Origin of the sequence: Sphingomonas sp. NPDC079357 (genome assembly GCF_044901155.1) — a bacterium.
Classification (GTDB): domain Bacteria; phylum Pseudomonadota; class Alphaproteobacteria; order Sphingomonadales; family Sphingomonadaceae; genus Sphingomonas.
The window spans coordinates 1517718-1539485 of sequence record NZ_JBJDOM010000001.1 but is presented as its reverse complement, the minus strand read 5'-3'; the positions used below and the strand labels follow the sequence as shown (position 1 = coordinate 1539485).

The 21768-nt window shown below is 67.4% G+C and carries 24 protein-coding genes; 14 read left to right on the top strand and 10 right to left on the bottom strand.

Translation table 11 applies throughout. The features are described from left to right. Positions 1-28 precede the first annotated feature (28 nt). Positions 29-331 carry a 4a-hydroxytetrahydrobiopterin dehydratase gene (locus ACI2JO_RS07190; RefSeq protein WP_404720005.1) on the bottom strand — a complete coding sequence of 101 codons (303 nt, stop codon included), beginning with the start codon at positions 329-331 and terminating at the stop codon, positions 29-31. A 48-nt stretch (positions 332-379) separates the two neighbouring features. On the opposite strand from ACI2JO_RS07190, the gene ACI2JO_RS07185 reads away from it, so the two are divergent. Genes ACI2JO_RS07185 through ACI2JO_RS07175 form a run of 3 tightly spaced genes read left to right on the top strand, consistent with a single transcriptional unit; the run spans position 380 to position 1994 of the window. Beyond that, positions 380-790: a metallopeptidase family protein gene (locus tag ACI2JO_RS07185; RefSeq protein WP_404720004.1), complete on the top strand. Its 411-nt coding sequence runs from the start codon at positions 380-382 to the stop codon at positions 788-790. Beyond that, complete coding sequence (ccmA, locus tag ACI2JO_RS07180; RefSeq protein WP_404720003.1) at positions 787-1362, top strand: heme ABC exporter ATP-binding protein CcmA; 576 nt, start codon at positions 787-789, stop codon at positions 1360-1362. Before ACI2JO_RS07185 ends, ccmA begins: the two co-directional genes overlap by 4 nt. Next, positions 1359-1994, top strand: a complete 636-nt coding sequence (locus tag ACI2JO_RS07175; protein ID WP_404720002.1) for a heme exporter protein CcmB — start codon at positions 1359-1361, stop codon at positions 1992-1994. The genes ccmA and ACI2JO_RS07175 overlap by 4 nt, the downstream gene beginning before the upstream one ends. 226 nt (positions 1995-2220) lie before the next feature. Here the strand turns inward: ACI2JO_RS07175 and ACI2JO_RS07170 are convergent, their stop codons facing one another. Further along, the gene (locus ACI2JO_RS07170) at positions 2221-3102 is read right to left on the bottom strand and encodes a class I SAM-dependent methyltransferase (RefSeq protein ID WP_404720001.1); all 882 of its coding nucleotides are present in this window, start codon (positions 3100-3102) and stop codon (positions 2221-2223) included. Next, positions 3102-4499: a threonine synthase gene (thrC, locus tag ACI2JO_RS07165; protein WP_404720000.1), complete on the bottom strand. Its 1398-nt coding sequence runs from the start codon at positions 4497-4499 to the stop codon at positions 3102-3104. The genes ACI2JO_RS07170 and thrC overlap by 1 nt, the downstream gene beginning before the upstream one ends. 83 nt (positions 4500-4582) lie before the next feature. Here thrC and ACI2JO_RS07160 point away from each other — a divergent pair, with 83 nt between their 5' ends. Beyond that, on the top strand, positions 4583-5812 hold the full coding sequence (locus ACI2JO_RS07160; RefSeq protein ID WP_404719999.1) for a class I SAM-dependent methyltransferase: 1230 nt from the start codon (positions 4583-4585) through the stop codon (positions 5810-5812). 121 nt (positions 5813-5933) lie between these two features. Here the strand turns inward: ACI2JO_RS07160 and ACI2JO_RS07155 are convergent, their stop codons facing one another. Beyond that, positions 5934-6368 (bottom strand): EF-hand domain-containing protein, encoded by a 435-nt coding sequence (locus tag ACI2JO_RS07155; RefSeq protein ID WP_404719998.1) that lies wholly within the window; start codon positions 6366-6368, stop codon positions 5934-5936. Between the two features lie 118 nt (positions 6369-6486). Here ACI2JO_RS07155 and ACI2JO_RS07150 point away from each other — a divergent pair, with 118 nt between their 5' ends. The 3 genes from ACI2JO_RS07150 (at position 6487) to ACI2JO_RS07140 (ending at position 9329) form a co-directional block, all read left to right on the top strand. After that, the gene (locus ACI2JO_RS07150) at positions 6487-7704 is read left to right on the top strand and encodes an argininosuccinate synthase (RefSeq protein WP_184507223.1); all 1218 of its coding nucleotides are present in this window, start codon (positions 6487-6489) and stop codon (positions 7702-7704) included. Positions 7705-7881: 177 nt separating this feature from the next. Beyond that, positions 7882-8955, top strand: coding sequence for a hypothetical protein (locus ACI2JO_RS07145; protein WP_404719997.1), 1074 nt, complete (start codon positions 7882-7884; stop codon positions 8953-8955). 41 nt (positions 8956-8996) lie between these two features. After that, the gene (locus ACI2JO_RS07140) at positions 8997-9329 is read left to right on the top strand and encodes a hypothetical protein (RefSeq protein WP_404719996.1); all 333 of its coding nucleotides are present in this window, start codon (positions 8997-8999) and stop codon (positions 9327-9329) included. Positions 9330-9565: 236 nt separating this feature from the next. On the opposite strand, the gene ACI2JO_RS07135 is transcribed toward ACI2JO_RS07140, so the two are convergent. Beyond that, positions 9566-11965, bottom strand: a complete 2400-nt coding sequence (locus ACI2JO_RS07135; protein WP_404719995.1) for a hypothetical protein — start codon at positions 11963-11965, stop codon at positions 9566-9568. Between the two features lie 110 nt (positions 11966-12075). On the opposite strand from ACI2JO_RS07135, the gene ACI2JO_RS07130 reads away from it, so the two are divergent. The 3 genes from ACI2JO_RS07130 to ACI2JO_RS07120 are packed head-to-tail and all read left to right on the top strand — an operon-like array spanning position 12076 to position 17083. Then, positions 12076-13602, top strand: coding sequence for an NAD(P)/FAD-dependent oxidoreductase (locus ACI2JO_RS07130; RefSeq protein ID WP_404719994.1), 1527 nt, complete (start codon positions 12076-12078; stop codon positions 13600-13602). 31 nt (positions 13603-13633) lie between these two features. Then, complete coding sequence (locus ACI2JO_RS07125; protein WP_404719993.1) at positions 13634-15370, top strand: hypothetical protein; 1737 nt, start codon at positions 13634-13636, stop codon at positions 15368-15370. Positions 15371-15379: 9 nt separating this feature from the next. Further along, positions 15380-17083, top strand: coding sequence for a hypothetical protein (locus tag ACI2JO_RS07120; RefSeq protein ID WP_404719992.1), 1704 nt, complete (start codon positions 15380-15382; stop codon positions 17081-17083). 148 nt (positions 17084-17231) lie between these two features. Here ACI2JO_RS07120 and ACI2JO_RS07115 read toward each other — a convergent pair whose 3' ends face one another. The 4 genes from ACI2JO_RS07115 to ACI2JO_RS07100 are packed head-to-tail and all read right to left on the bottom strand — an operon-like array spanning position 17232 to position 19802. After that, on the bottom strand, positions 17232-18362 hold the full coding sequence (locus ACI2JO_RS07115; protein WP_404719991.1) for a GNAT family N-acetyltransferase: 1131 nt from the start codon (positions 18360-18362) through the stop codon (positions 17232-17234). A gap of 31 nt (positions 18363-18393) precedes the next feature. Continuing rightward, positions 18394-18864, bottom strand: a complete 471-nt coding sequence (locus ACI2JO_RS07110) for a RidA family protein (protein ID WP_404719990.1) — start codon at positions 18862-18864, stop codon at positions 18394-18396. A 33-nt stretch (positions 18865-18897) separates the two neighbouring features. Further along, a complete protein-coding gene (locus tag ACI2JO_RS07105) occupies positions 18898-19527 on the bottom strand; it encodes an HAD family hydrolase (RefSeq protein ID WP_404719989.1) in 630 nt (209 codons plus the stop codon). Then, positions 19524-19802 carry a DUF3572 domain-containing protein gene (locus ACI2JO_RS07100; RefSeq protein WP_404719988.1) on the bottom strand — a complete coding sequence of 93 codons (279 nt, stop codon included), beginning with the start codon at positions 19800-19802 and terminating at the stop codon, positions 19524-19526. The genes ACI2JO_RS07105 and ACI2JO_RS07100 overlap by 4 nt, the downstream gene beginning before the upstream one ends. Before the next feature lie 34 nt (positions 19803-19836). On the opposite strand from ACI2JO_RS07100, the gene ACI2JO_RS07095 reads away from it, so the two are divergent. After that, positions 19837-20199: a response regulator gene (locus ACI2JO_RS07095; RefSeq protein WP_404719987.1), complete on the top strand. Its 363-nt coding sequence runs from the start codon at positions 19837-19839 to the stop codon at positions 20197-20199. A gap of 131 nt (positions 20200-20330) precedes the next feature. Here ACI2JO_RS07095 and rpmG read toward each other — a convergent pair whose 3' ends face one another. Then, complete coding sequence (gene rpmG / locus ACI2JO_RS07090; RefSeq protein WP_007407030.1) at positions 20331-20498, bottom strand: 50S ribosomal protein L33; 168 nt, start codon at positions 20496-20498, stop codon at positions 20331-20333. Between the two features lie 162 nt (positions 20499-20660). On the opposite strand from rpmG, the gene ACI2JO_RS07085 reads away from it, so the two are divergent. The 3 genes from ACI2JO_RS07085 (at position 20661) to ACI2JO_RS07075 (ending at position 21719) form a co-directional block, all read left to right on the top strand. Then, complete coding sequence (locus ACI2JO_RS07085) at positions 20661-20936, top strand: hypothetical protein (RefSeq protein WP_404719986.1); 276 nt, start codon at positions 20661-20663, stop codon at positions 20934-20936. A 70-nt stretch (positions 20937-21006) separates the two neighbouring features. Next, positions 21007-21504: a Dps family protein gene (locus tag ACI2JO_RS07080; protein WP_404719985.1), complete on the top strand. Its 498-nt coding sequence runs from the start codon at positions 21007-21009 to the stop codon at positions 21502-21504. 32 nt (positions 21505-21536) lie between these two features. Beyond that, a complete protein-coding gene (locus tag ACI2JO_RS07075) occupies positions 21537-21719 on the top strand; it encodes a DUF1328 family protein (RefSeq protein WP_159753689.1) in 183 nt (60 codons plus the stop codon). Positions 21720-21768: the final 49 nt, after the last annotated feature.

Here is a 21768-nt window from a genome sequence, read left to right as displayed (position 1 = left end):
ATTGACGACGATCAGTGTCGGATCGGCTTTATCCGCCGAGGATGGCATCAATCGCTGTCGCCAACTCGATATCGCGCCCGGAAAGACCCCCGGCATCATGCGTCGTCAGCAGGATTTCGACGCGATTCCAGACATTGCTCCATTCGGGATGATGGTCGGCGCGCTCGGCGAGCAGCGCGACTTGCGTCATGAATCCGAATGCTTCGGCAAAGTCGGTAAACACGATCGAGCGCGTGATCGCATCGCGCCCCTCGTCATAATCCCAGTCGGGCAGCGCATCGAGTGCGTCGACCCGCTCAGCCTCGCTCAACGGTTCGATCGTCTTGGCCATGCACCCGCTCCCTTCCGCTATTTCGCCCGGAGCGGTATGGCGGGCAGGATGGACGGGCAAGAGGCAATGGGCATCGCGCCCTCCGCAGACGCGATCGAGGCGCACGCGCGCGGTGTGATCGCGCGGCTGCCGGCCGAATTCCGCGCACATCTTGGCGATATCGTGCTGCTGGTCGAGGAAGAGGCGGATGCCGAGACGCTCGCCGCCCTCGACCTGGAGCATCCGCTGGAGCTGACCGGCCTGTATCACGGTCAGCCGATCGGCGAAAAAAGCGGGTTCGAGAGCGGGGCGCTGCCCGACCGTATCCATCTGTACCGGCAGGCGATCCTCGCCGAATGGTGCGAAACCGGTGTGCGGCTCGACGATCTGGTCGCGCATGTCACGATTCATGAGATCGGGCACCATTTCGGGCTATCCGACGACGACATGCACGCGCTGGAAGACGCGGTGGCGGATTGAGCCTGCTGGTTGCGGACGCGCTGACCGTCGTGCGCGGCGGCCGCGTGTTGATCGAGGATCTGAATCTAACGGTGCCGCGCGGTGGCGCGGTGCTGGTGCACGGGCCAAACGGCGCGGGCAAGTCGAGCCTGCTGCGCGTGCTCGCCGGGTTGCTGCCCCCAGCCGTCGGCACGGTGCGGCGGGAAGGCAGGCTGGCGTGGCTGGGCGAGGCGACCGCGCTGGATGGCGAGCGGCGGCTGGGCGAGGCGCTGCGCTTCTGGGCGACGCTCGACCGCGCGGCGGGGGCGGCGTTGCGCGTCGCGGCGGCGCTGGGGGCGGTTGGGCTGGATGATCTTGAGGACGTGCCGGTGCGGCTGTTGTCGACCGGGCAGCGCCGTCGTGCCGCGCTGGCGCGGGTCGTCGCGGCGGGCGCGGCGCTGTGGCTGCTCGACGAACCGGCCAGCGGGCTCGACGCGGCGGCGGTCGCGCGGCTGGAGGCGCTGATCGACGGACATCGCGGCGGGGGCGGGGCGGTGGTCGTCACCACGCATCAGCCGCTCGCGCTGCCCGACGCCGCGACGGTGACGTTGTGACCGCGCTGTTCTGGCGCGACGTGCGGCGCGGCTATGCCGGCGGTGGTGCGACGCTGGTGATCGCCTTCTTCCTGCTGGTGGCGGTGCTGTTCCCGTTCGCGATCGGCCCGGATACGGCATTGCTGGCGCGGGTCGGCGGCGGGGTGATCTGGGCGGCGGCGCTGCTGGCGGCGCTGCTGCCGGTCGAGCGGCTGGTGCAGCCCGATCTGGAGGCGGGGGTGCTCGACCAGCTGGCGGTGCGCGGCGTGTCGCCGGCGATGGTCGCGGCGGTGAAGATCGCGGCGCATTGGTGCGCCTTCGCGCCGCCGCTGATGCTGGCGGCGGTGATCGCCGCCGGGTTGCTCGACCTTTCGGCGGAGCGGTTGCTGATGGTCGAGGCGGGGCTGCTGCTGGGCACGCCGGGCCTCGCCGCGCTGGCGGTGGCGACCGGGGCGCTTGTCGCGGGGTTGCGTGGGGCGGGGGCGGTCGCGGGGCTGGTGATGCTGCCGCTCGCGGTGCCGCTGCTGATCTTCGGCGCGGGTGCGATCGAGGGGGGCGCGAGCGGGTTGAAGCTGCTGGCGGCGGTGAGCCTGGTGCTGGTGGCGGGGGCACCGGTCGTTGCAGGCGCGGCGATGCGGGCAGGGGTGGAGTAAACTGGGGGCGGGCCTTGAGCAGACTCGCCCCGTTCGCCCTGAGCTTGTCGAAGGGCGCGTCCGGGGCACGTGCTTCGACAGGCTCAGCACGAACGGAGAGGGAAAGGGCTGCTGCGACCGGGAGTGGTCGGGGTTGCGTAGTTTTCCGTCATTGAGAGCGTAGCAACGCAGTCCAGGGCCGGATCAGGACGCCCTGGATTGCTTCGCTACGCTCGCGATGACGGCATCACCGCGACCAGCGCGCCCAGATCGCGGTCGGCAGTGCCAGCCCGCGCGCTTCCTCGCGCACCGCCAGTTCGCCGGCCTCGATGGTGCCGGGCAAGTCCGCAAACGCCTGTCGCAGCATCTCGCCAATCGCCAGCGCCGACATGCGCACCGCATAGACGGTCAGGAACAGATAACGCGACTCGGCGTCGAGTAACCGCCGGCAGTCCGCGATCAGCGCGGGGAGGTGCTCCTCAAGCCGCCACACCTCGCCGTCCGGTCCGCGCCCGTATTTGGGCGGATCGAGCAGGATGCCGTCATAGCGCCGCCCGCGCCGGACCTCGCGCGCGACGAACTTGGCGGCATCGTCGATGATCCAGCGCACCGGCGCGTCGGCGAGTCCGGACAGCGCCGCATTGCCGCGCGCCGCCTCGACCGATTTCTTGGAGGCATCGACATGCACCATCTTCGCGCCGACCGCCGACAGCGCCAGCGTGCCGACCCCGGTATAGCCGAACAGGTTCAGGCATTCTGGCTGGTCCATGCCGGCGATCCGCCCGCGCATCCACGACCAGACCGGCGCCATGTCCGGGAAGAAGCCGAGGTGGCGGAACGGCGTGGTCTGCGCGGTGAACTTCACCCGCGCGTCGCCCTCGCTCCACGCGAGCGGCCAGCCGTCGCGCGGGACCGGCTCGGCGAAATGCCACTGCCCGCCACCGTCCTCGTCGCTGCCGGGGACGAACTCGCCCTGCGCGCGCCAGTCGGGGCTGGCGGGCGCCCACAGCGCCTGCGGCTCGGGGCGGATAAAGCGGAAGCGGCCGTAGCGTTCGAGCTTGCGGCCGTGGCCCGAGTCGACCAGCCCGTAATCCGCCCACGGCTCCCCGATGAGAGTCGACAGTTGCATCAGCCGCGCGGCACCGCATGTTGCGCCACGTAGCCGCTCACCGCCTCATAGGTGGCGTCGAGTGTCACGAACCGTTCCTCGCGCTCGAACAGGTCGCCGACGCGCGGCGGGAGCGGCGGGCGGACGCCGGTGGCGCGCTCCACCGCGTCGCCGAACTTGGCGGGATGCGCAGTCGCCAGCGTCACCATCGGCACGCCTTCGCTGGCGTGGCGCTGTGCCGCCGCGAGGGCGATCGCGGTATGCGGGTCGACGATCTGGCCGGCGCGCTCGTGCGCGTGGCGCATCGCCAGCGCCATCTCGTCGGTGTCGACGCGTTCGCCGACGAACAGCGGCGCGGCGCCCTGCGTCTGCGCGTTGGTCAGGCGAATGCTGCGCGCGTCCTCGAAGCTGCGCATCTGCTCGGCGAGCGCCGCGCCGTCGCGACCGCCGAGATCGAACAGCAGCCGCTCGAAATTGCTCGACACCTGGATGTCCATCGACGGCGTCGGGGTCGGGACGACCGTGCGGCTCGAATAATCGCCGTTGCTCAGCGCGCGTGCGAGGATGTCGTTGACGTTGGTCGCCACCACCAGCTTGGCGATCGGCAGCCCCATCCTCGCCGCGACATAGCCCGCAAAGACGTCGCCGAAATTACCGGTCGGGACGCTGAACGCCACGGGCTTGGCCGGCGCGCCGAGCCGAACCGCGGCGTAGAAATAATAGACGACCTGCGCCATCAACCGCGCCCAGTTGATCGAATTGACCGCCGAGAGGCGGAAGCGTGTCGAGAAGCCGGTGTCGTTGAACATCGCCTTCACCAGCGCCTGCGCGGTGTCGAAGTCGCCGCGGATCGCGATATTGTGGACGTTGGGCGCGCCGACCGTCGTCATCTGGCGGCGCTGCACCTCGCTCACCCGGCCCTCGGGATGGAGCATGAAGATGTCGACGCCGCTCCGGCCCGCCACCGCGTCGATCGCGGCCGAGCCGGTGTCGCCGCTGGTCGCGCCGACGATCGTCAGATGCTGGTCGGTGCCCTTCAGGAAGCGCTCGAACAGATGCCCGAGCAATTGCAGCGCGACGTCCTTGAACGCCAGCGTCGGGCCGTGGAACAGCTCCAGCAGCCATTGGTCGTGATCGAGCTGCACCAGCGGTGTCACCGCGTCATGGCTGAACGCGCCATAGGCCGCCGCGCACAGCCCGCGCAGTTCCTCGCGGGTCAGCGTGCCCGCGACGAAGGGCGCCATCACCGCCACCGCGGTGTCGACATAGGACAGGCCCCGGAGCGCGCCGATCTCGTCGGGCGACAGGGTCGGCCAGCTTTCAGGCACGTACAGCCCGCCATCGGAGGCGAGGCCGGCGAGCGTGACGCCCGCGAAGTCGAGCGCGGGCGCGTTCCCGCGAGTGCTGACATAGCGCATGGGAGGCTGCCTAGATGCCGCTGCCACCACACGCAATGCCTCCCCGGTTGCGCATCGCCCAATGCTGGGTTTAGCAGGCGCTCATGGCACTGATCGACGTTTTCCTCCGCCGCGCAATCCAGCGCGGTCGCCTCACCCTCACCAAGCCTGACGGATCGGTTTCGACCTTCGGACAGGACGACCCCGCGCTGAAGCCGGTGTCGTTCCGCATCACCGACGCCAAAGTGTATCGCGAGATCGCTGCCGATCCCGCGCTGGGCGTCGCCGAGGCGTTCATGGACGGGCGGCTGATCGTCGAGGAAGGCGATATCCTCGACCTGTTGATGCTCGCCACCAGCAACAGCCGTTGGGAGAATGGCAGCAACAAACTCGCCGCCAGTCCGCTGCGGCGGCTGGGCGGGCAGATCCGCCACCGCTTCCTGACCGCGAACAAGGCGCTGCAATCGAAGCGCAACGTCGCGCATCACTACGACCTGTCCGACCGGCTGTACGACCTCTTCCTTGACGTCGATAAGCAGTACAGCTGCGCCTATTATACCGATCCGGCCAATCCGCTGGAGCAGGCGCAGGCCGACAAGAAGGCGCATATCGTCGCCAAGCTGGCGATCAAGCCGGGGATGCGCGTGCTCGACATCGGTTGCGGCTGGGGCGGGATGGCGTTGTACATCCATGCCAAGACTGGTGCCGAGGTGCTGGGGATCACGCTGTCCGAGGAGCAGCTCAAGGTCGCCAAGCGCCGCGCCGAGGAGGCGGGGGTGGCCGACAAGGTGCGCTTCGAGCTGATCGACTATCGCGCGCTGGAGGGGCCGTTCGACCGGATCGTCTCGGTGGGCATGTTCGAGCATGTCGGGGTGCGCAACTTCCGCACGTACCTGAACAAGTGCCGCGACCTGCTGACGCCGGACGGCGTGATGCTGCTCCACACGATCGGACGCGGCGACGGACCGAATTTCACCGACAAGTTCACCGACAAGTACATTTTCCCCGGCGGTTATATCCCGGCGCTATCCGAGGTGCTGAAGGCCAATGAATATATCCGCTGGTTCGTCACCGATATCGAGGTGCTGCGGATGCATTATGCGATGACGCTGCGCGACTGGTACGTGCGGACGGTGGCGGCGCACGACCAGATCGTTGCGCTGTATGACGAACGCTTCTTCCGGATGTGGACCTATTATCTGGCGGGCGCGATCGTCTCGTTCACCAATGGCCCGCTGGTCAATTACCAGATCCAGTTCAGCCGCGACCGCCTCGCGCTGCCGCTGACGCGCGATTACATGTTCGAGGAAGAGCGGCGGTTGCGAGAGGGTTGACCGTCATCCTCATCTCCTCTGTCATCCCCGCGCAGGTGGGGATCCAGACGCGCAGGTCGCCGTGACAGCCACAGGCGTCAGAGGTTCTGGATTCCCGCCTGCGCGGGAATGACGAGTGGGCCTACCGCTTCGGTGCCGCCTTCGCCTGCGCCGCACCCTTCGCCGCCGCGCGAGCGCGGGCGGCTTCGGTGGCGTCGACCTTGCCGTCTCGGTTGGTGTCATAGGCGCTGAACACCGCGCCCATCAGCGCTGCCGACTCGGCCTTGCTGACCTTGCCGTCCTTGTTGGTGTCGGCACGCGCCAGGAACAGCGCCGCGACGCGCTTCGCGTGGGTGGGGTCGAGCGTCTTGCCCGCGCCGACCTTCATCCTGCCCATCCGCGCCTCGATCTCGGCGGGCGAGAGGAAGCCGTCCTTGTTCGCGTCCGACGCGGCGAATTCCTTGTCGAGCTTGGCAGTGGCGGAAGCGCGCGTTTCCTGGCCGAGCGCGGTGACGGTCAGCGCCGGGAGCGACAGCAGGGCGACGAGCGCGGCGGCAAGGGTGACATGATGCTTCATGCCGTCTCCGTGCCGCGCGCCGCTTTTACCCGCGCTGAACGGCGCGCGCCGGGTCGGCAAGACGGTTGCCCTTGCGCACGCGAGCGCGTAGCGGCGCGCGCAAGAAGGAGCCTTGCCCATGACCGATCAGATCAAGCGCGTCGTACTTGCCTATTCGGGAGGGCTGGATACCAGCGTGATCCTGAAATGGCTGCAGACCGAATATGGCTGCGAGGTGGTCACCTTCACCGCCGATCTGGGGCAGGGTGAGGAACTGGAGCCGGCGCGCGCCAAGGCCGAGCTGATGGGGATCAAGCCCGAGCATATCTTCATCGACGATCTGCGCGAAGAGTTCGTGAAGGATTACGTCTTCCCGATGATGCGCGCCAACGCATTGTACGAGGGGCTGTATCTGCTCGGCACCTCGATCGCGCGGCCGCTAATCGCCAAGCGCCAGATCGAGATCGCCAAGCTGGTCAACGCCGACGCGGTCAGCCACGGCGCGACCGGCAAGGGCAACGATCAGGTCCGCTTTGAGCTGGGCTATTACGCGCTCAACCCGGACATCAAGGTGATCGCGCCGTGGCGCGAGTGGGACCTGACCAGCCGCACCCGGCTGATCGAGTTCGCCGAATCGCACCAGATCCCGGTCAGCAAGGACAAGCGCGGCGAGGCCCCGTTCTCGACCGACGCGAACCTGCTGCACACCTCTTCGGAGGGCAAGGTGCTGGAAGATCCGTGGGACGAGGTGCCCGAATATGTCTTCTCGCGCACCGTCAGCCCGGAGGATGCGCCCGATCAGGCGGAGACGATCACGATCGATTTCGAGCGCGGCGATGGCGTCGCGGTCAACGGCGAGGCGCTGTCGCCCGCCGCGCTGCTCGCCAAGCTCAACGAACTGGGGCGCAAGCACGGCATCGGCCGGCTCGACCTGGTCGAGAACCGCTTCGTCGGGATGAAGAGCCGCGGCATGTACGAGACGCCGGGCGGGACGATCTACGCGCTCGCGCACCGCGCGATCGAGCAACTGACGCTCGACCGCGGCGCGGCGCACCTCAAGGACGAACTCGCGCCTCGTTATGCCGAGCTGGTCTACAACGGCTTCTGGTTCTCGCCCGAGCGCGAGATGCTGCAGGCGGCGGTCGACCATTCGCAGGAGAAGGTGGCGGGCACCGTCCGGCTCAAGCTCTACAAGGGCGCGGCGCATGTCACGGGGCGCAAGTCGCCGAACTCGCTCTATTCGGAAAAGGTCGTGACCTTCGAGGACGATCAGGGCGCCTACGACCAGCGCGACGCGGCGGGCTTCATCAAGCTCAACGCATTGCGGCTGCGGTTGTTGGGGCGGCGCGACCGGTAAGGTACTCTAATCCCACGACTATACTTCCTGGTTATTATCGGGGCCGGCTCTTAAACATGAAGGGCCGGCCCTTTTATTGACTTTCTGCATCCTGTTCCGTGTATGTTCTCACGCAAGCGTGGGGGCGAAGCATGATGAACCTCGTCACTAGCGTCGACCGTCGACGGCGACTTCTCGGTGTGGCTCCGGACGGGGCGACGTCCGACACGAACCGCGGACGGCATCGAACTCAAGTTCAATCCGTATCACGATCCGCGAAATGGGCAGTTCACCTCAGGGCCGGGCGGGACTGCTTTACCGGATCGAGGTGTAACAGCGCGTCGCGTTGCAGCGCCGGCTTCGCGGCAACTCTCTAAGAGCGAGTGGCGTGACGCTTCGGTCGAGCAATCGGCTGATACCAATAATCAAGAAGCGGTCATCGATGCGGTCTATCGTCCAGATCGTGACGCGGGTGCTTTCCAGAACACGCAATTTGTGCCCCCGAGAGCGACGGTTCGCAGCAATAGTCGCGCTTTTGAAGACCCGATGACGCTCGAACAGACGTTTCCCGGTCTGCGCGACGCGCCCGGCGGCGCGGTTATCTCGCTGCTGGATAATGCGTTTGGTATCGCCGCGCCCGCGAACGAGGACATGGCTAAGACGACGCAGGAGCGAAGCGCGTATCTCATTTCGCAGATCAAGGCGCTCGATCCCCATTGGACGTTTCAGTCGCTTGGTTTCCCAACGACATGGGAAGGGCAGAAAAATCAACTGAATGATTTGCGCATGCAGCGCGCTGCAGCTTTTTCTAGGATTAAAGGCGATCTGCGGCCCATGCAAGTCGAGACAATGCGTGCAATGCAAGGTTTGGCGGACAAAGCGTACAGCAAGGCGGTCCGCCTCTACGACGCTGGCGCACTGAGAGGGCATTTATCAAAGGAACAGGCGATTGGCCGCTTCGTCGACAAGGAGGTTCGAAGGGGATTAAGATCTATATATGAGGATTACAAGATAAAAGAGGTGAGTAAGCAGGTGCGGGTAAACCGCCGAGAGTATGATACATCAACGCCCGAATCCTCATATAGGATTCCCGATGCCAGAGTTGGCGATGTCGCCTACGATGTGACCCTTTCTCCTAAGTCGCTAAAAAGCCCTCAAATACGCGGCTTCTTCAATGCGGACTTCCGTCCACAGCTTGTTGTCGTTGTCAGGCCTCGGCAGTTGGGGCGAGGAAGCAGTTACATCATTAATAGGCCGGAGGCAGGAAAATGAATAGCTATAAGCCGTACGTCCCCGAAACCCTAAGCGAGCTTATGGATCAGGTCGTGCCGATGATGGGAGATGCGCCAAACTTTAAAGATGACACAGGATACTTTCCTCGAAAAAATATTGATTCTGAATTCTACGCGCTGATCGAGGGATTTGGGAAGGTCCGGGACAAGGTCGGGGAAGATCGTTACGCCAAGGCACTCGATATCGCGGCCCGCATGAAAGCGATCTTTTCCGAGGCCGAGGACGAGAACGACCCCAAGACGATGCAGGGCATTTATCTCATCCACGAACTCATCGACATCATTGATGAGGTGCGTGCGCGGCGTGTGGCGGAAAAGCTCAAGGATGACGAAGGGCGCGTGACGGGGGACTGATCTCGCCACCCTCAGTCGCGATGGTGGAATTCGGCTGCCAGCACGGCATGGCGAGGCGCGCACCGCTTCGCTCATGGCTGATGAAGGCTCTCCGTTCGCTCCGGTCAACACCGACGCACGGGCAGGCTCATCCGTCAGCGGTTGATCGAACCCACCGGCAAGTCGGAACTTGCGTAGCGCGGCACGAGGCACGGCGGCCCGCGCACCTGCCTTGCCGCGCCACGGCGTGACTGATGTTAGTCCTTGCGCGCCGATGCGACGGCGATCTTCACCCAATCGTCCGGCGCATCGTGTAGCTTGAGGTACAAGGCATCGCCAGCGGGTCGTGGCGCCGACAGCGACGTGCCGACGAACCCGACCGGCACCGCCACCGCGCCCGCGCCGTCGGCGCTGCCTGCCACCGCAGAGATCAGGAACAGGTCGTCGCCCTCGATCGCGCACTCCTTGTCGCCGCACGACACCTTCGTCAGCATCGGCAGGCGGACGACGCGTGCCAGTGGCTGCCACTCGCCGAGCGTCTCGCCCTGTACCAGCCGCATCCTGAGCGCGCCGACCGCCGCCGCGCCGAGCGCCTGTCGCGGCGCGAACGTGCCGACCGCGACATCGCCGCCCAGGGATTGCAGCTTGCCCGAGGCGACGGTCAGCCTGGTGGTCGCCGCGTCGTCGGCGGTCGCGACCTCGATCGCGTCGTCGTTGGTGAGCCGCGTGCCGATCGCGCGCACCGAAAAGGTCAGCGTCGCATCGGGCGCGAGCAGTCCGGCGGGGAGCGCCAGCGGCAGCTTCGCCGCGGCGGCTGGGGCGTCGACATGGGCACCGACCAGCTCCAGCCGCGGGCGCGGCGGGGTGATCGTCGCGCGCACCGTCGTGGTGCGCCCGTCCTTCAGCGTCACCTTCGCGTCGCTCGCCCCCTGTGCCAGCGTTTCGGTATTCGCGTCGGTGGTCAGCGCCAGCCGGTCGCCGCCGCCGGGGTCGCGGGTCAGCGCGCCCGCGACGAAGGTCACGCCGGCCACGTCGAGCTTCGCGACCTGATCGAGCCGCGCGCCGACCAGTCGGCCTTCCTTGTCGCCGGTGTAGAGCGTGAAGCCCTCCAGCCGGCTCGCCTCGGTCTGTCCCTTGAGCGTCAGCTGCGCGGGCTGCGCCGCGCCATATTGCGCGACCAGCAAGGTCAGCTCACCCGGCCGGGTGCGCGCGAGCGGGAGCGTGGCGGTGATTTCGTCCCCCGCGCTCGCCTTCCACTCGACCGGCCGCGTCGCCCCGCCGCGATCGCGCAGCGCGACCTGCTCGACGCACGACGCCGCGCCGCCTTGCAGCGTCAGCGGCGCATCGCGGCCGACCACCACGGCGTCGTCGGGTTTGGGCTGCCACGCGGTCGGTGCGCCGTTCTGCACCGGAAAGCGCGGCCCGGTGAACGTATCGAATCCCCAGCGTCCGACCAGTGCCGCATCGCTGATGCCGGCCTGCCCCAGCTTCTGCGCGTCCGCCACGACCAGCCCGCCACGCTCGGCATCGGCGGTGACGGGCAGTTCGACGCTGCGCCCGTCCTGCAAGCCCAGCTTCAGCCGCAGGTCGCGTGCGAAATCGGTCGCGAACAGTAGCGGCGCATCGTCCAGCCGCAGCACGAGGCCGGGCTGCGCGAGGCACACCGCGTCCTTGGCGGCGGCGCGCAGCGGCGGCGGCGCCGCGTTGCCGATCGGCGGCAGCGGCGCGACCAGCACGGTCTGCGGGTTCTGGAACGACGGCGGGTTGTTGAGCTGCAACCGCAATCGCTCGCCGGACCCGACCGCCAGCGCGGGGGCATATTGATAGCTCGCGCTGCGGAACACGCCGAACAGTCGCGCGAAGTCGCGCGCGAGTGAGATGTACGGGCTGTAGAGCCCCGCGCCGCCCTCTTTGGTGGCGGCGAGGCTGTAGGCGAACTGCGTCGTCGTGCCGCCCAGTACCTCGGCGAGCGTCGTGCCCCCGCCGGTCTGGAGCACCATGCCGTCGCGGTTCTGCGTCAGGCACGACGCCTGCAACGAGCGCGCGCGCGAAAGGCAATCCCCGTTCAGCTTGATCGCCAGCGTCCCCGCCAGCGCAGTCGACACCGGCACCAGCCGTTCGGGCGCGCTCTCCTCGATGCGGGCGACGCCGTTCACGAACGTCTCGAGCCGTGCGCGGTCGAGCGAGGCCTGGAACAGATCCTGCGCGGCGCGGACGAACACGCCCGGCCGCCCCCGCACCGCCTTGACCAGCGCGTTATACCCGCCGCCGGTGTCCGGCGCCATGAAGGCGATCGCCTGCCCGGCGCCCTCTGGCACGGTGATCGTCAGGCCGGACTTCTTCGGGTTCTTGTCCCAAGTCTCGGCCTTGAAGAACCAGTCCTTGGGCGGCGGGTTGGTCGCGCCGCGCAGGAAGGCGACGACCAGCACGTAGCGCGCGGACTGGTCGGCGGGCAGATCGGCGCGCACCTCCAGCTTGTCGCCGGCACGGATGCCCGGCACCTGCCCGGCGGGCAAGGTCACGCCACCGCGCGTCACGCGCATCGTCAGCGTGGGACCGGCCAGATCGAAGGTGGTGCTCTGCGCCACCGCCGCCCCGGGCAGCGTCAGCGAGACCGCAGCCGCGAGGGCCAGCACGGGAGGAAGAAAAGCACGCATCCGACGCGCTATAGAACAGGAGCGACGGGCTGTGCCACCATCCGGCGTTAACCGCGCCTCAACCACTTTCCTTCATTGCGTTCTCATCCACGGCAAGCGGAACGGGCGTGATGGCGAAGTCAGGCACTACGGTCGACGTAGCGATCATCGGCGCGGGCCCGGCGGGGCTGACCGCCGGCTATCTGCTGACCAAGGCCGGCTATTCGGTCGCGATCCTCGAAAAGGACGCCGTGTACGTCGGCGGGATCAGCCGCACCGTCGAGCATGAGGGATTCCGCTTCGACATCGGTGGCCATCGTTTCTTCTCGCGCTCGAAGGAGGTCGTCGACCTCTGGAACGAGCTGCTGCCGGACGATTTCATCGAGCGTCCGCGGATGAGCCGCATCTATTACGAGGGCAAGTTCTACAGCTATCCGCTGCGCGCGTTCGAGGCGCTCGGCAACCTCGGGCTGGTGCGCTCGGCGCTGTGCATGGCGAGCTTCGCCAAGGCGAAACTGTTGCCGAAGCGTGACGTGAAGAGCTTCGAGGACTGGACCGTCAACGCGTTCGGGCGGAAGCTCTATTCGATCTTCTTCAAGACCTACACCGAGAAGGTGTGGGGGATGCCGTGCGACCGGATGAGCGCGGATTGGGCGGCGCAGCGGATCAAGGGGCTGTCGCTGTGGGGCGCAGTGGTCGACGGGATGAAGCGTTCGCTCGGCCTTAATCGCCGGCCGAACGATGGCGTCGGGCAGGCCAAGACGCTGCTGGAGAATTTTCGCTATCCGCGGCTAGGGCCGGGGATGATGTGGGATGCAGCGCGCGATCGGATCGTCGAGCGTGGCGGGCAGGTGCTGATGGGCCATGCGCTCCACCAGTTGCGGCTGAGCGAGGCGACCGGACGCTGGACCGTCACCGCCAACGGTGCCGATGGTCTGGTCGCGCTCAATGCCGCGCATGTCATCTCCTCGGCGCCGATGCGCGAGCTGGCGAGCCGCATCCACCCGCTGCCCGCCTCGCTGCCCGAGGCATCGAACCTGAAATATCGCGACTTCCTGACGGTTGCGCTGATGATCCGTTCGCCCGAGCTGTTCCCGGATAACTGGATCTACATTCACGATCCCAAGGTGAAGGTCGGCCGCATCCAGAACTTCCGCTCGTGGTCGCCGGAAATGGTGCCCGATCCCGCAATCGCCTGCGTCGGGCTCGAATATTTCTGCTTCGAAGGCGACGGGCTGTGGACATCAAGCGACCAGCAGCTGATCGCGCTGGCGACTGCCGAGATGGCAACGCTCGGGCTGTGCGACCCGGCGCAGGTGACCGGCGGCGTCGTGGTGCGGCAGGAAAAGGCCTACCCCGTCTATGACGAGGATTATGCGCAGAACGTCGACATGCTCCGCCGCGAGATCGAGGGCCGGTATGCGACGCTGCACTGCGTCGGTCGCAACGGGATGCACCGCTACAACAATCAGGATCATGCGATGATGACCGCGATGCTGACGGTCCGCAACATCCAGGCCGGCGCGCGCGTGTACGACGTGTGGGCGGTCAACGAGGATGCCGAATATCACGAGAGCGGCAACGAGGGCGACCGGGCGGGCGAGGCTGCGGCGCTCGCCAGCCTGCGGCAGGTGCCGACCGCGCTGAAGGCGGCGTAAGCTGTCGCCCGATCGCCGCCATGCCGCCCTCGTGCTCGGCGGCTGGGCGCTGACGTCGCTGGTGCTGCTGGTCGCGGGGTGGGGCGCGATCGTCTCGCGCACGCTGCCTGACGCCGACGATTCGATGCGCTTGCTCGAGGTGCGCGACTGGCTGGCGGGCCAAGGCTGGTTCGACGTCGGGCAGCATCGGCTGAACGGCGGTAACTTCCCGATGCACTGGTCGCGGCTGGTCGACCTGCCGCTCGCCGCGGTGATCGTGCTGCTGCGCCCGCTGCTGGGGGTGCCGCTGGCCGAGCATGTCGCGGTGGTGATGGTGCCGCTGCTGACGTTGCTGGCGGCACTGGCGCTGATCGCGTCGATCGCGCACCGGCTGGGCGACGATCCGCTGGTGATGCCGGCGATGCTGATGGCGGGGCTCACGATCCCGCTCACCTTCCAATTGTCGCCGCTGCGGATCGATCATCATGGCTGGCAAATCGTGTTCGCGCTGGTCGCGGCCCGCGTCCTGATCGCGCGGCCGGATGGGCGGAGCGGACTGCTGGCTGGCGCGGCGCTCGCCACGTTGCTGACGATCTCGCTCGAAGGATTGCCGATCGCGGCGGCGATCTGCGGGGCGGCGGCGCTGGCCTGGGTCGTGCAGCCACAGCGCGGGGCGATGCTGCGTTCGATGATGCTGGCATTGGCCGGCGGGGCGATCATTCTTCAGGCAGCGACACGCGGGCCCGGCTTCTGGCAGCCGGCGTGCGATGCGCTCGCCCCGGCGTGGCTCGCGGTGCTGGGTGTCGCGGCGCTCGGCGTCACGATCGCGGTGGCAGCGGGACGTTTCGGCCCGATCGCGCGACTGGCTGCGCTTGGCGCAGCGGCGGTGGCGGCGGGGGCCACGCTGCTGATGCTCGCGCCGGGCTGCCTCGCCGGGCCGTTCGCGACCTTGCCGCCGCTCGTCTATCGGGTCTGGTATCTGGCGGTGCTCGAAGGGCGTCCGGCGTGGGAGCAGGAGCCGGCGTGGGCGGCGGCGACGCTGGCCTTGCCGTTTGCGGGGCTGATCGGTGCGGCCCTGGGGTGGCGAGTGGCGACCGGTGAAGCGCGCCCGCGCTGGGCGATGTTCGCGCTGTTGCTGCTCGCCGCGACGCTGATCGCGTTGGCGGTCAGTCGCGCGGGCGCCACCGCCAATGCGCTCGCCGCACCGGCGGCGGCGGCGTGGCTCGCGCGGTTGCTCACGCGGGCCCGAGGCCTGACACGGCCGACGCCGCGCATCGTGGCCACCGTCGCGGTGCTCGCGCTTGCCGCACCGGGTACGCTTGCCGCCGCCGTGCTTCACGCCATGCCGCACGATGCGGCAGCGACGACGCAGATCAGCCACCGCCCGTCGTGCACCAGCACCCGCGACCTGCGCGTCCTCGCCGCGCTGCCGCCCGGGATCGTGTTCGCACCGATCGACGTAACCCCGGCGTTGCTGCTCGACACCCCGCATCGCGCGATCGCAGGCGGCTATCATCGCAACGCGGCGGCGATGGCGCGGGTCATCACCGGCTTCATCGCCCCGCCAGCCCGGGCGAAGGCGGCGATCGTCGCGACCAGCGCCGACTATCTCGCGGTCTGCCCCGGGATGCAGGAAATGGTCGCCTATCGCGATCGTGCGCCCGACGGCCTGTGGGCGCGGCTCGAACGCGGCGAGCGGTTCGACTGGCTGCGCCCGGTGCGGGTGCGTGGCCCCGCGCTGGTCTGGCGCGTCATCCACCCCTTGCGGGAAGGCGGGTCGGCCCCGTAAGGCGCGGCGATGCAGCAAGACCGGCTTCACTGGTGGCAGACGCGATGGTTCGTGATCGCGGCGGTGCTGGCGGCGGCGATCCCGCTGCTGTGGCCCGATATCCCCCCGATCGTCGACCTGCCCGGCCATATGGGGCGGTACCGCGTCCAGCTCGACCGCGGGGCGCATCCGTGGCTGGCGGACTGGTATGCGTTCAAATGGTCGCTGATCGGCAATCTCGGAGTCGATTTGCTGATCGAGCCGCTCGCGCCGCTGGTCGGGCTGGAGACGGCGGTAAAGCTGATCGTCATCGCGATCCCGGTGCTCACCGTCGCCGGGCTGCTGTGGATCGCGCGCGAGGTGCATGGGCGCATCCCGGCCACCGCATTGTTCGCGCTCCCGCTCGCCTACGGCTATCCGGTACAGTTCGGGTTCGTGAACTTCGCGCTGTCGATGGGGCTGGCGCTGTGCCTGTTCGCGCTCTGGCTGCGGCTGGCGCGGCTCGGGCGAATCTGGCTGCGCGTCGCCTTGTTCGTCCCCCTGTCGTGTATCCTGTGGGTGGTGCACACCTTTGGCTGGGGCGTGCTGGGCGTGCTGGCCTTCTCCAGCGAGCTGATCCGCCAGCATGATCGCCGCAAGGACGCCGGCAGCGGGCATTGGTTCGAAAGCCTGATCCGCGCCGGGCTGGGCTGCGCGCCGCTGGCGCTGCCGATGCTGCTGATGATCGCGTGGCGATCGGGCGCGGACGTGACCGGGCAGACCGCCGACTTCTTCTATTGGCGCACCAAGATCGCGTGGATCGTCATGGCGTTGCGCGACCGCTGGTTGTGGTTCGACATCGGCAGCATGGCGGTGATCTACCTCGTGCTGTTCAAGGCGCTGCGCGACCCGCGGATCGGCTATTCGCGGCACCTGGGGTTATCGGCGTTGTTCATGCTGGCGGTCTATATCGTGCTGCCGCGGATCGTGTTCGGCTCGGCCTATGCCGACATGCGGATGGCGCCGTACATGATCGCGGTGGCGGTGATCGCGATCCGACCAAAACCCGGCACAACCTTCCGCCATGCCGCGGTGCTGGCGGCGCTGGGGCTCGCCTTCTTCGTCGTGCGGCTGGCGGGGACGACGATCAGCTATCTCGAATTCGACCGCGATTACGACGAGGAACTGGCGGCGCTACCGCACGTCCCGGTCGGCGCGCGGCTGATCAGCTTCGTCGGGCATAATTGCCACAATGCGTGGCGCATGTCGCGGCTGGAGCATCTGCCCGCGATCGCGCTGGTGCGGCGGCTGGCCTACACCGACGATCAATGGTCGATGGCCGGGGCGCAGTTGCTGACCTCGCGCTACACCGCCGCTGGCCCGTACGCGCATGATCCGACGCAGATCGTGACCTCGGTGAAATGCCCGGCGGAATGGTGGCGGCCGGCCAATTACGCGCTCGCCCGTTTCCCGCGCGAGGCGTTCGATTATGTGTGGCTGATCCGGCCGCCGGTCTACAATCCCCGCTTCACGGTCGGACTGGTGCCGATCTGGCGCGCGCCGACGAGCAATTCGGTGCTGTTCCGCATCGACCATGACGCGATCGTCCCGGAGGCGAGCGACGAGGAACTCGGCGTGCCGCGCTGGCTGATCGAGCGGATCAAGCGCCGGCGCGAGCGGCTGGAGGCGCTGCGCGAACGGCGCGAGCGCGAGGAAGAGCGGCTGGAGCGGTTACGCGCGGAGCAGGCGCGGTAAGTCGTTCGAGGGGCAGTCGCCCCTCTCAGCCGTTCGTGCTGAGCCTGTCGAAGCACGCGTCCTGGAACACGCCCTTCGACAAGCTCAGGGCGAATGGTGATAGTTGAGGGCGCATTTCCCGCATTAGAACGGTCCGGGAGGGAGCGCGCTACCCCCGCTTGAACGGCGTCAGCTCCCCCAGAAACGCCTGCTCGCCCTCGACCGCGACGCGTTCCTGTTCGAGAAAGTCGGCGACCGCGCGGCGGAAGTTCGGGTCGGGGATATAATGCGCCGACCAGGTCGAAACCGGCGTGTAACCGCGCGCCAGCTTGTGCTCGCCCTGTGCCCCGGCCTCGACGCGCGCCAGCCCGCGTTCGATCGCGGCGTCGATCGCCTGATAATAGCATAGCTCGAAGTGGAGGAACGGCACCTCCTCGGTCGCGCCCCAGTAGCGACCGTAGAGCGCATCGTCGCCGATCAGGTTGAGCGCGCCCGCGATCGGAACGCCGTCGCGCTCGGCGAGGATCAGCAGCACCCGCTCGCCAAGCGCTTGCCCCAGCAGCGGAAAGAAGCTGCGCGTGAGATAGGGTCGCCCCCATTTGCGGCTGCCGGTGTCCTGGTAGAAATGCCAGAAGGCGTCCCATTCGCGTTCGCCGATCGCTGACCCGGTCAGGTGACGGATCGTCAGCCCCTCGACCGCGGCGGCGCGTTCCTTGCGGATCGCCTTGCGCTTGCGGCTGGCGAGCGCGGCGAGGAAGTCGTCGAAGGTCGCATAACCGTCGTTCTGCCAGTGGAATTGCGTTCCCTCGCGCACCAGCCACCCCGCCGCGGCGAACAAAGGCAGTTGCTCAGGGGTAACGAAGGTCGCGTGCGCCGAGGACAGATCGTGCTGCGCCACCACCGCCTCGATCGCGCCGATCAGCGCCGCCGCGGCGTCGGGGTCGCGCAGCAACAGCCGCGGACCGGGGACGGGGGTGAAGGGCGCGGCGACCTGTAATTTCGGATAATAGCGACCGCCGGCGCGCTCCCACGCGTCTGCCCAGCCGTGATCGAAGACATACTCGCCCTGGCTGTGCCCCTTGGCATAGGCGGGCGCGACCGCGATCGGGGTGCCGTCCGCACCGTCGACGACGATCGGCACCGGTTGCCAGCCGCTGCGCCCGCCGACGCTGCCCGATTCTTCGAGCGCCGCAAGAAAGGCGTGGCCGACGAACGGATTGGCAGTGCCGGCGCACGCATCCCATTGCGCAGCGGGGATGGCGGATACGCCGGGCACCAGGCGCGCGGTAAGCGAGGTCATCGCGCGCGAGATAGGATCGCGAAGCCCTTGATCAAAGGGCCGGGGCGACTTCCACGATCGCGTCGACCTCGACCGCGGCACCCAGCGGCAGCACCGGGACGCCGACCGCCGAGCGCGCGTGCTTGCCGGCATCGCCGAACAGCTTGACCATCAGTTCCGACGCGCCGTTCGCAACCTTGGGCTGGTCGGTGAAGTCGGCGGTCGAATTGACGAACACGCCCAGCTTCACGATCCGCGTCACGCGGCTCAGATTGCCACAATGCGCCTTGATTTGAGCGACCAGCATCAGCGCGCAGCGCTGCGCCGCATCCTGCCCGTCCTCCAGCGAAACGCCATCGCCGAGCCGCCCGGTCACGACCGCGCCGTCCTTGAACGGCAACTGGCCCGAGATGTGGAGCAGCCCGCCCGTCTCGACGACGGGGACGTAAGCGGCAACGGGGGCGGCGGCCTGCGGCAGCGTGAGGCCCAGCTCTTCGAGAGCGCGATCGATGCGGTCGGTCATGTCGCGCTGCTTGCCGCCTGCGCCCCGCCGCGGTCAAGCCTCCGCCGGCCTGCCTTCGTCGAAGCGGGCCGCGATCCAGTCCTGCGCGGTCGCCCAATCGTCGATCCGCGCATGGGCGTGCGGGGAGGGCGGGACGCCCGGCGCGAGCTGCGGCTCCGACACCATGTGCAACCGCCACACGCCCGGCGCGTGCTCCGCAACCGATTCGTGGTGATGTGGCAGGTCGTCGACGAAGACCGTGACGGGCGCGCCATATTCCTCGACCAGCCGTGCGACCGGTGTGCCCTTGCCGCCCTGATTGCACTCGACACGATGCGCGATTCCGTGCCCGGCGAGCTGGTCGATGCGATGCGTGCGGCAATGATCCTCGAGATTGGTGAGGATCACGATATCGGCGCGCTGCGCCAGCATCGCCAGCGCCTCGCCGGCGCCGGGCACCAGCGTCTGGCGGTGCATCTCGTCGGGGAAGAAGCCGCCGAGATAAGCGAACATCTCCTCACGGGACATTGGTTCGGCACTGCCGCGGCGTTTCATGCTCTTGGCGAGTTCCCAGCTGCCGATCGTGAAATCGATCTCGTGCACGGTTCCCAGCCAGTCGGCGAAATGCCGGACCATGTGCAGCAGCACCTCATCGCAATCGGAGATCAGCAGCGGCCGGGTCATTGTGTCTGCTCCAGCTTATGGCGCGCCGCCACCAACGATTCGGGGCTGTGCCCGATCGATTCGGCGCAGGCGATCAGATCGGGCTCATAGGCTTCAAGAAACGTGAGCGCCGCCGCGAGCACGGATGGATCTGCAAGGCATGCCCGCAGGTTATCGGGTGTAAGCCCCGTCGTGTCGAGAAACCGGCCGGCGCGTAATGGATCGTTAAGGATAAAGGTCAAGGCATCTAGCGCGCGTGCCACGGCATCATCAGCATTTGTGTCGTTGCGCACCATTATCTATCTTCGCCCTGTTGGGAGTGGTCGTCGCGTGGCAAAAAGGGTGCTCGTTGTCGAGGACAACGAACTCAATCTGAAGCTGTTCAGCGACCTGCTACGGGCGCATGGCTTCGTCGTGGAGCCGGTGCGTGACGGGCGCGAGGCGGTGGAGCGCGCGCGGGCCTTCGCCCCCGATCTGGTGGTGATGGACATCCAGATGCCGCACGTCACCGGGTACGAACTGCTGCTCCAGTTGAAGGCTGACGCCGCGCTGCGCCACATTCCGGTGATGGCGGTGACCGCCTATGCCGGGCGCGAGGATGAGGACCGGCTGCGCGCCGCCGGGGCAGACGCCTATGTGTCGAAGCCGATCACGCTGGCACGCTTCATGGCCGCCGTCACCGACCTCACCTGACCCGTCACGCGAAAAAGCCACCGGCGCAAGGCGCGGGCGGCTTTCGCAAGCACGAAGCAGACGGATCGCGTACGGTCCTGAATCCTGGCGTTCGCCGGGATGGTCGAACGATCGCTACGCGATGCGTGCGATCACTTGATCTTGGCTTCCTTGAACTCGACGTGCTTGCGCACGACGGGGTCGTACTTGTTGAAGCTCAGCTTCTCGGTCTTGGTGCGCGGGTTCTTCTTGGTGACATAGAAGAAGCCGGTATCGGCCGAGCTGACGAGCTTGATCTTGACGGTGGTCGGCTTTGCCATGACCAGTTCCTAGCGAATGAAAACGAAAAATGCGGCGAAGGCTTCTCCGCCGCGTCAGGCTGGGGCGCTTGGCCCATGTGGCGCGCGGAGTCAAGCATCGGTGGGGTTAAGCCCACGGTAACACGCGGCCCGCTACAAGGAGGACAAGAGGAGACAGCCGTCATGAGCAACGACGATATCATCACCGCCCGTGCCGAACTGACCCGCCGAATCGCCGCGATCGAATGGCGTGCCGGCCCGACGCAGCTCGCACCCGACATCGCGCGGATCGAGGCGCTGGCACGGCACCATCATCTGCCCGGCGCGATGGACGCCGCGAATCAGTTGCGGCTAGCGCTGGCGCGCGGAGAGCGGGGCGTGCCGGTGCATCGCCTGCTGCAATTGCTCGGGCAGGCGGTCGCCGCCGATCGCGCGGAGGCGCCACGCCGCGCCGCCTGAGGGCACAAGCGGGAGCCAAATCCCGCCCCGATCGTTTCGCTGCCGATACCTGATCCGTACGGAGCGTTACGTGACCGACACCAACCCTGCCCTCGAAACGCCGACCGGTCTGGCGCGCAACGATACGCGCACCGTCGCCGACGCGCTGAACGCAGCGCTGGCGGACAGCTACGCACTGTATCTGAAAACCAAGAACTTCCACTGGCATGTCAGCGGGCCGCACTTCCGCGACTATCACCTGCTGCTCGACGATCAGGCGGCGCAGATCCTCGGCGTGACCGATGCGATCGCCGAGCGTGTGCGCAAGACCGGCGGCACCACCTTGCGCTCGATCGGCGACATCTCGCGCCGGCAATCGATCAAGGACAATGATCGCGATTTCGTCCCCGCCGACGAGATGCTCGCCGAATTGCGCGACGACAATTTGACGCTGGTGGAGCAGTTTCGCGAGGTGAAGCGAGCGTCTGAGGAGGCCGGCGACAATGCCACCAGCGGGATCGTCGACGAGTGGACCGATCAGGCCGAGGAACGTGCCTGGTTCCTGTTCGAAGCCAGCCGCAAGGGCTGACACCCGGCCACGACAATCAACGGAGTCTCGTCATGCTGAAACTCGCCGTCATCTTCCTCATCGCCGGGCTCGTACTCGGTGCCCTCGGCTTCGGCGGGATCGGCGGCGCGTTCGTCGGCATCGCCAAGATCCTGTTCTTCATCGCGCTGGCGCTGTTCCTGATCTTCCTCGTGCTGGGGGTGGTCGCAGGCAAGAAGGTGAAGGACTCGGTCTGACATCGCGGGAAACAGGGCAGCCATCTTGCCCCAACCTGCGCGCGGGTGC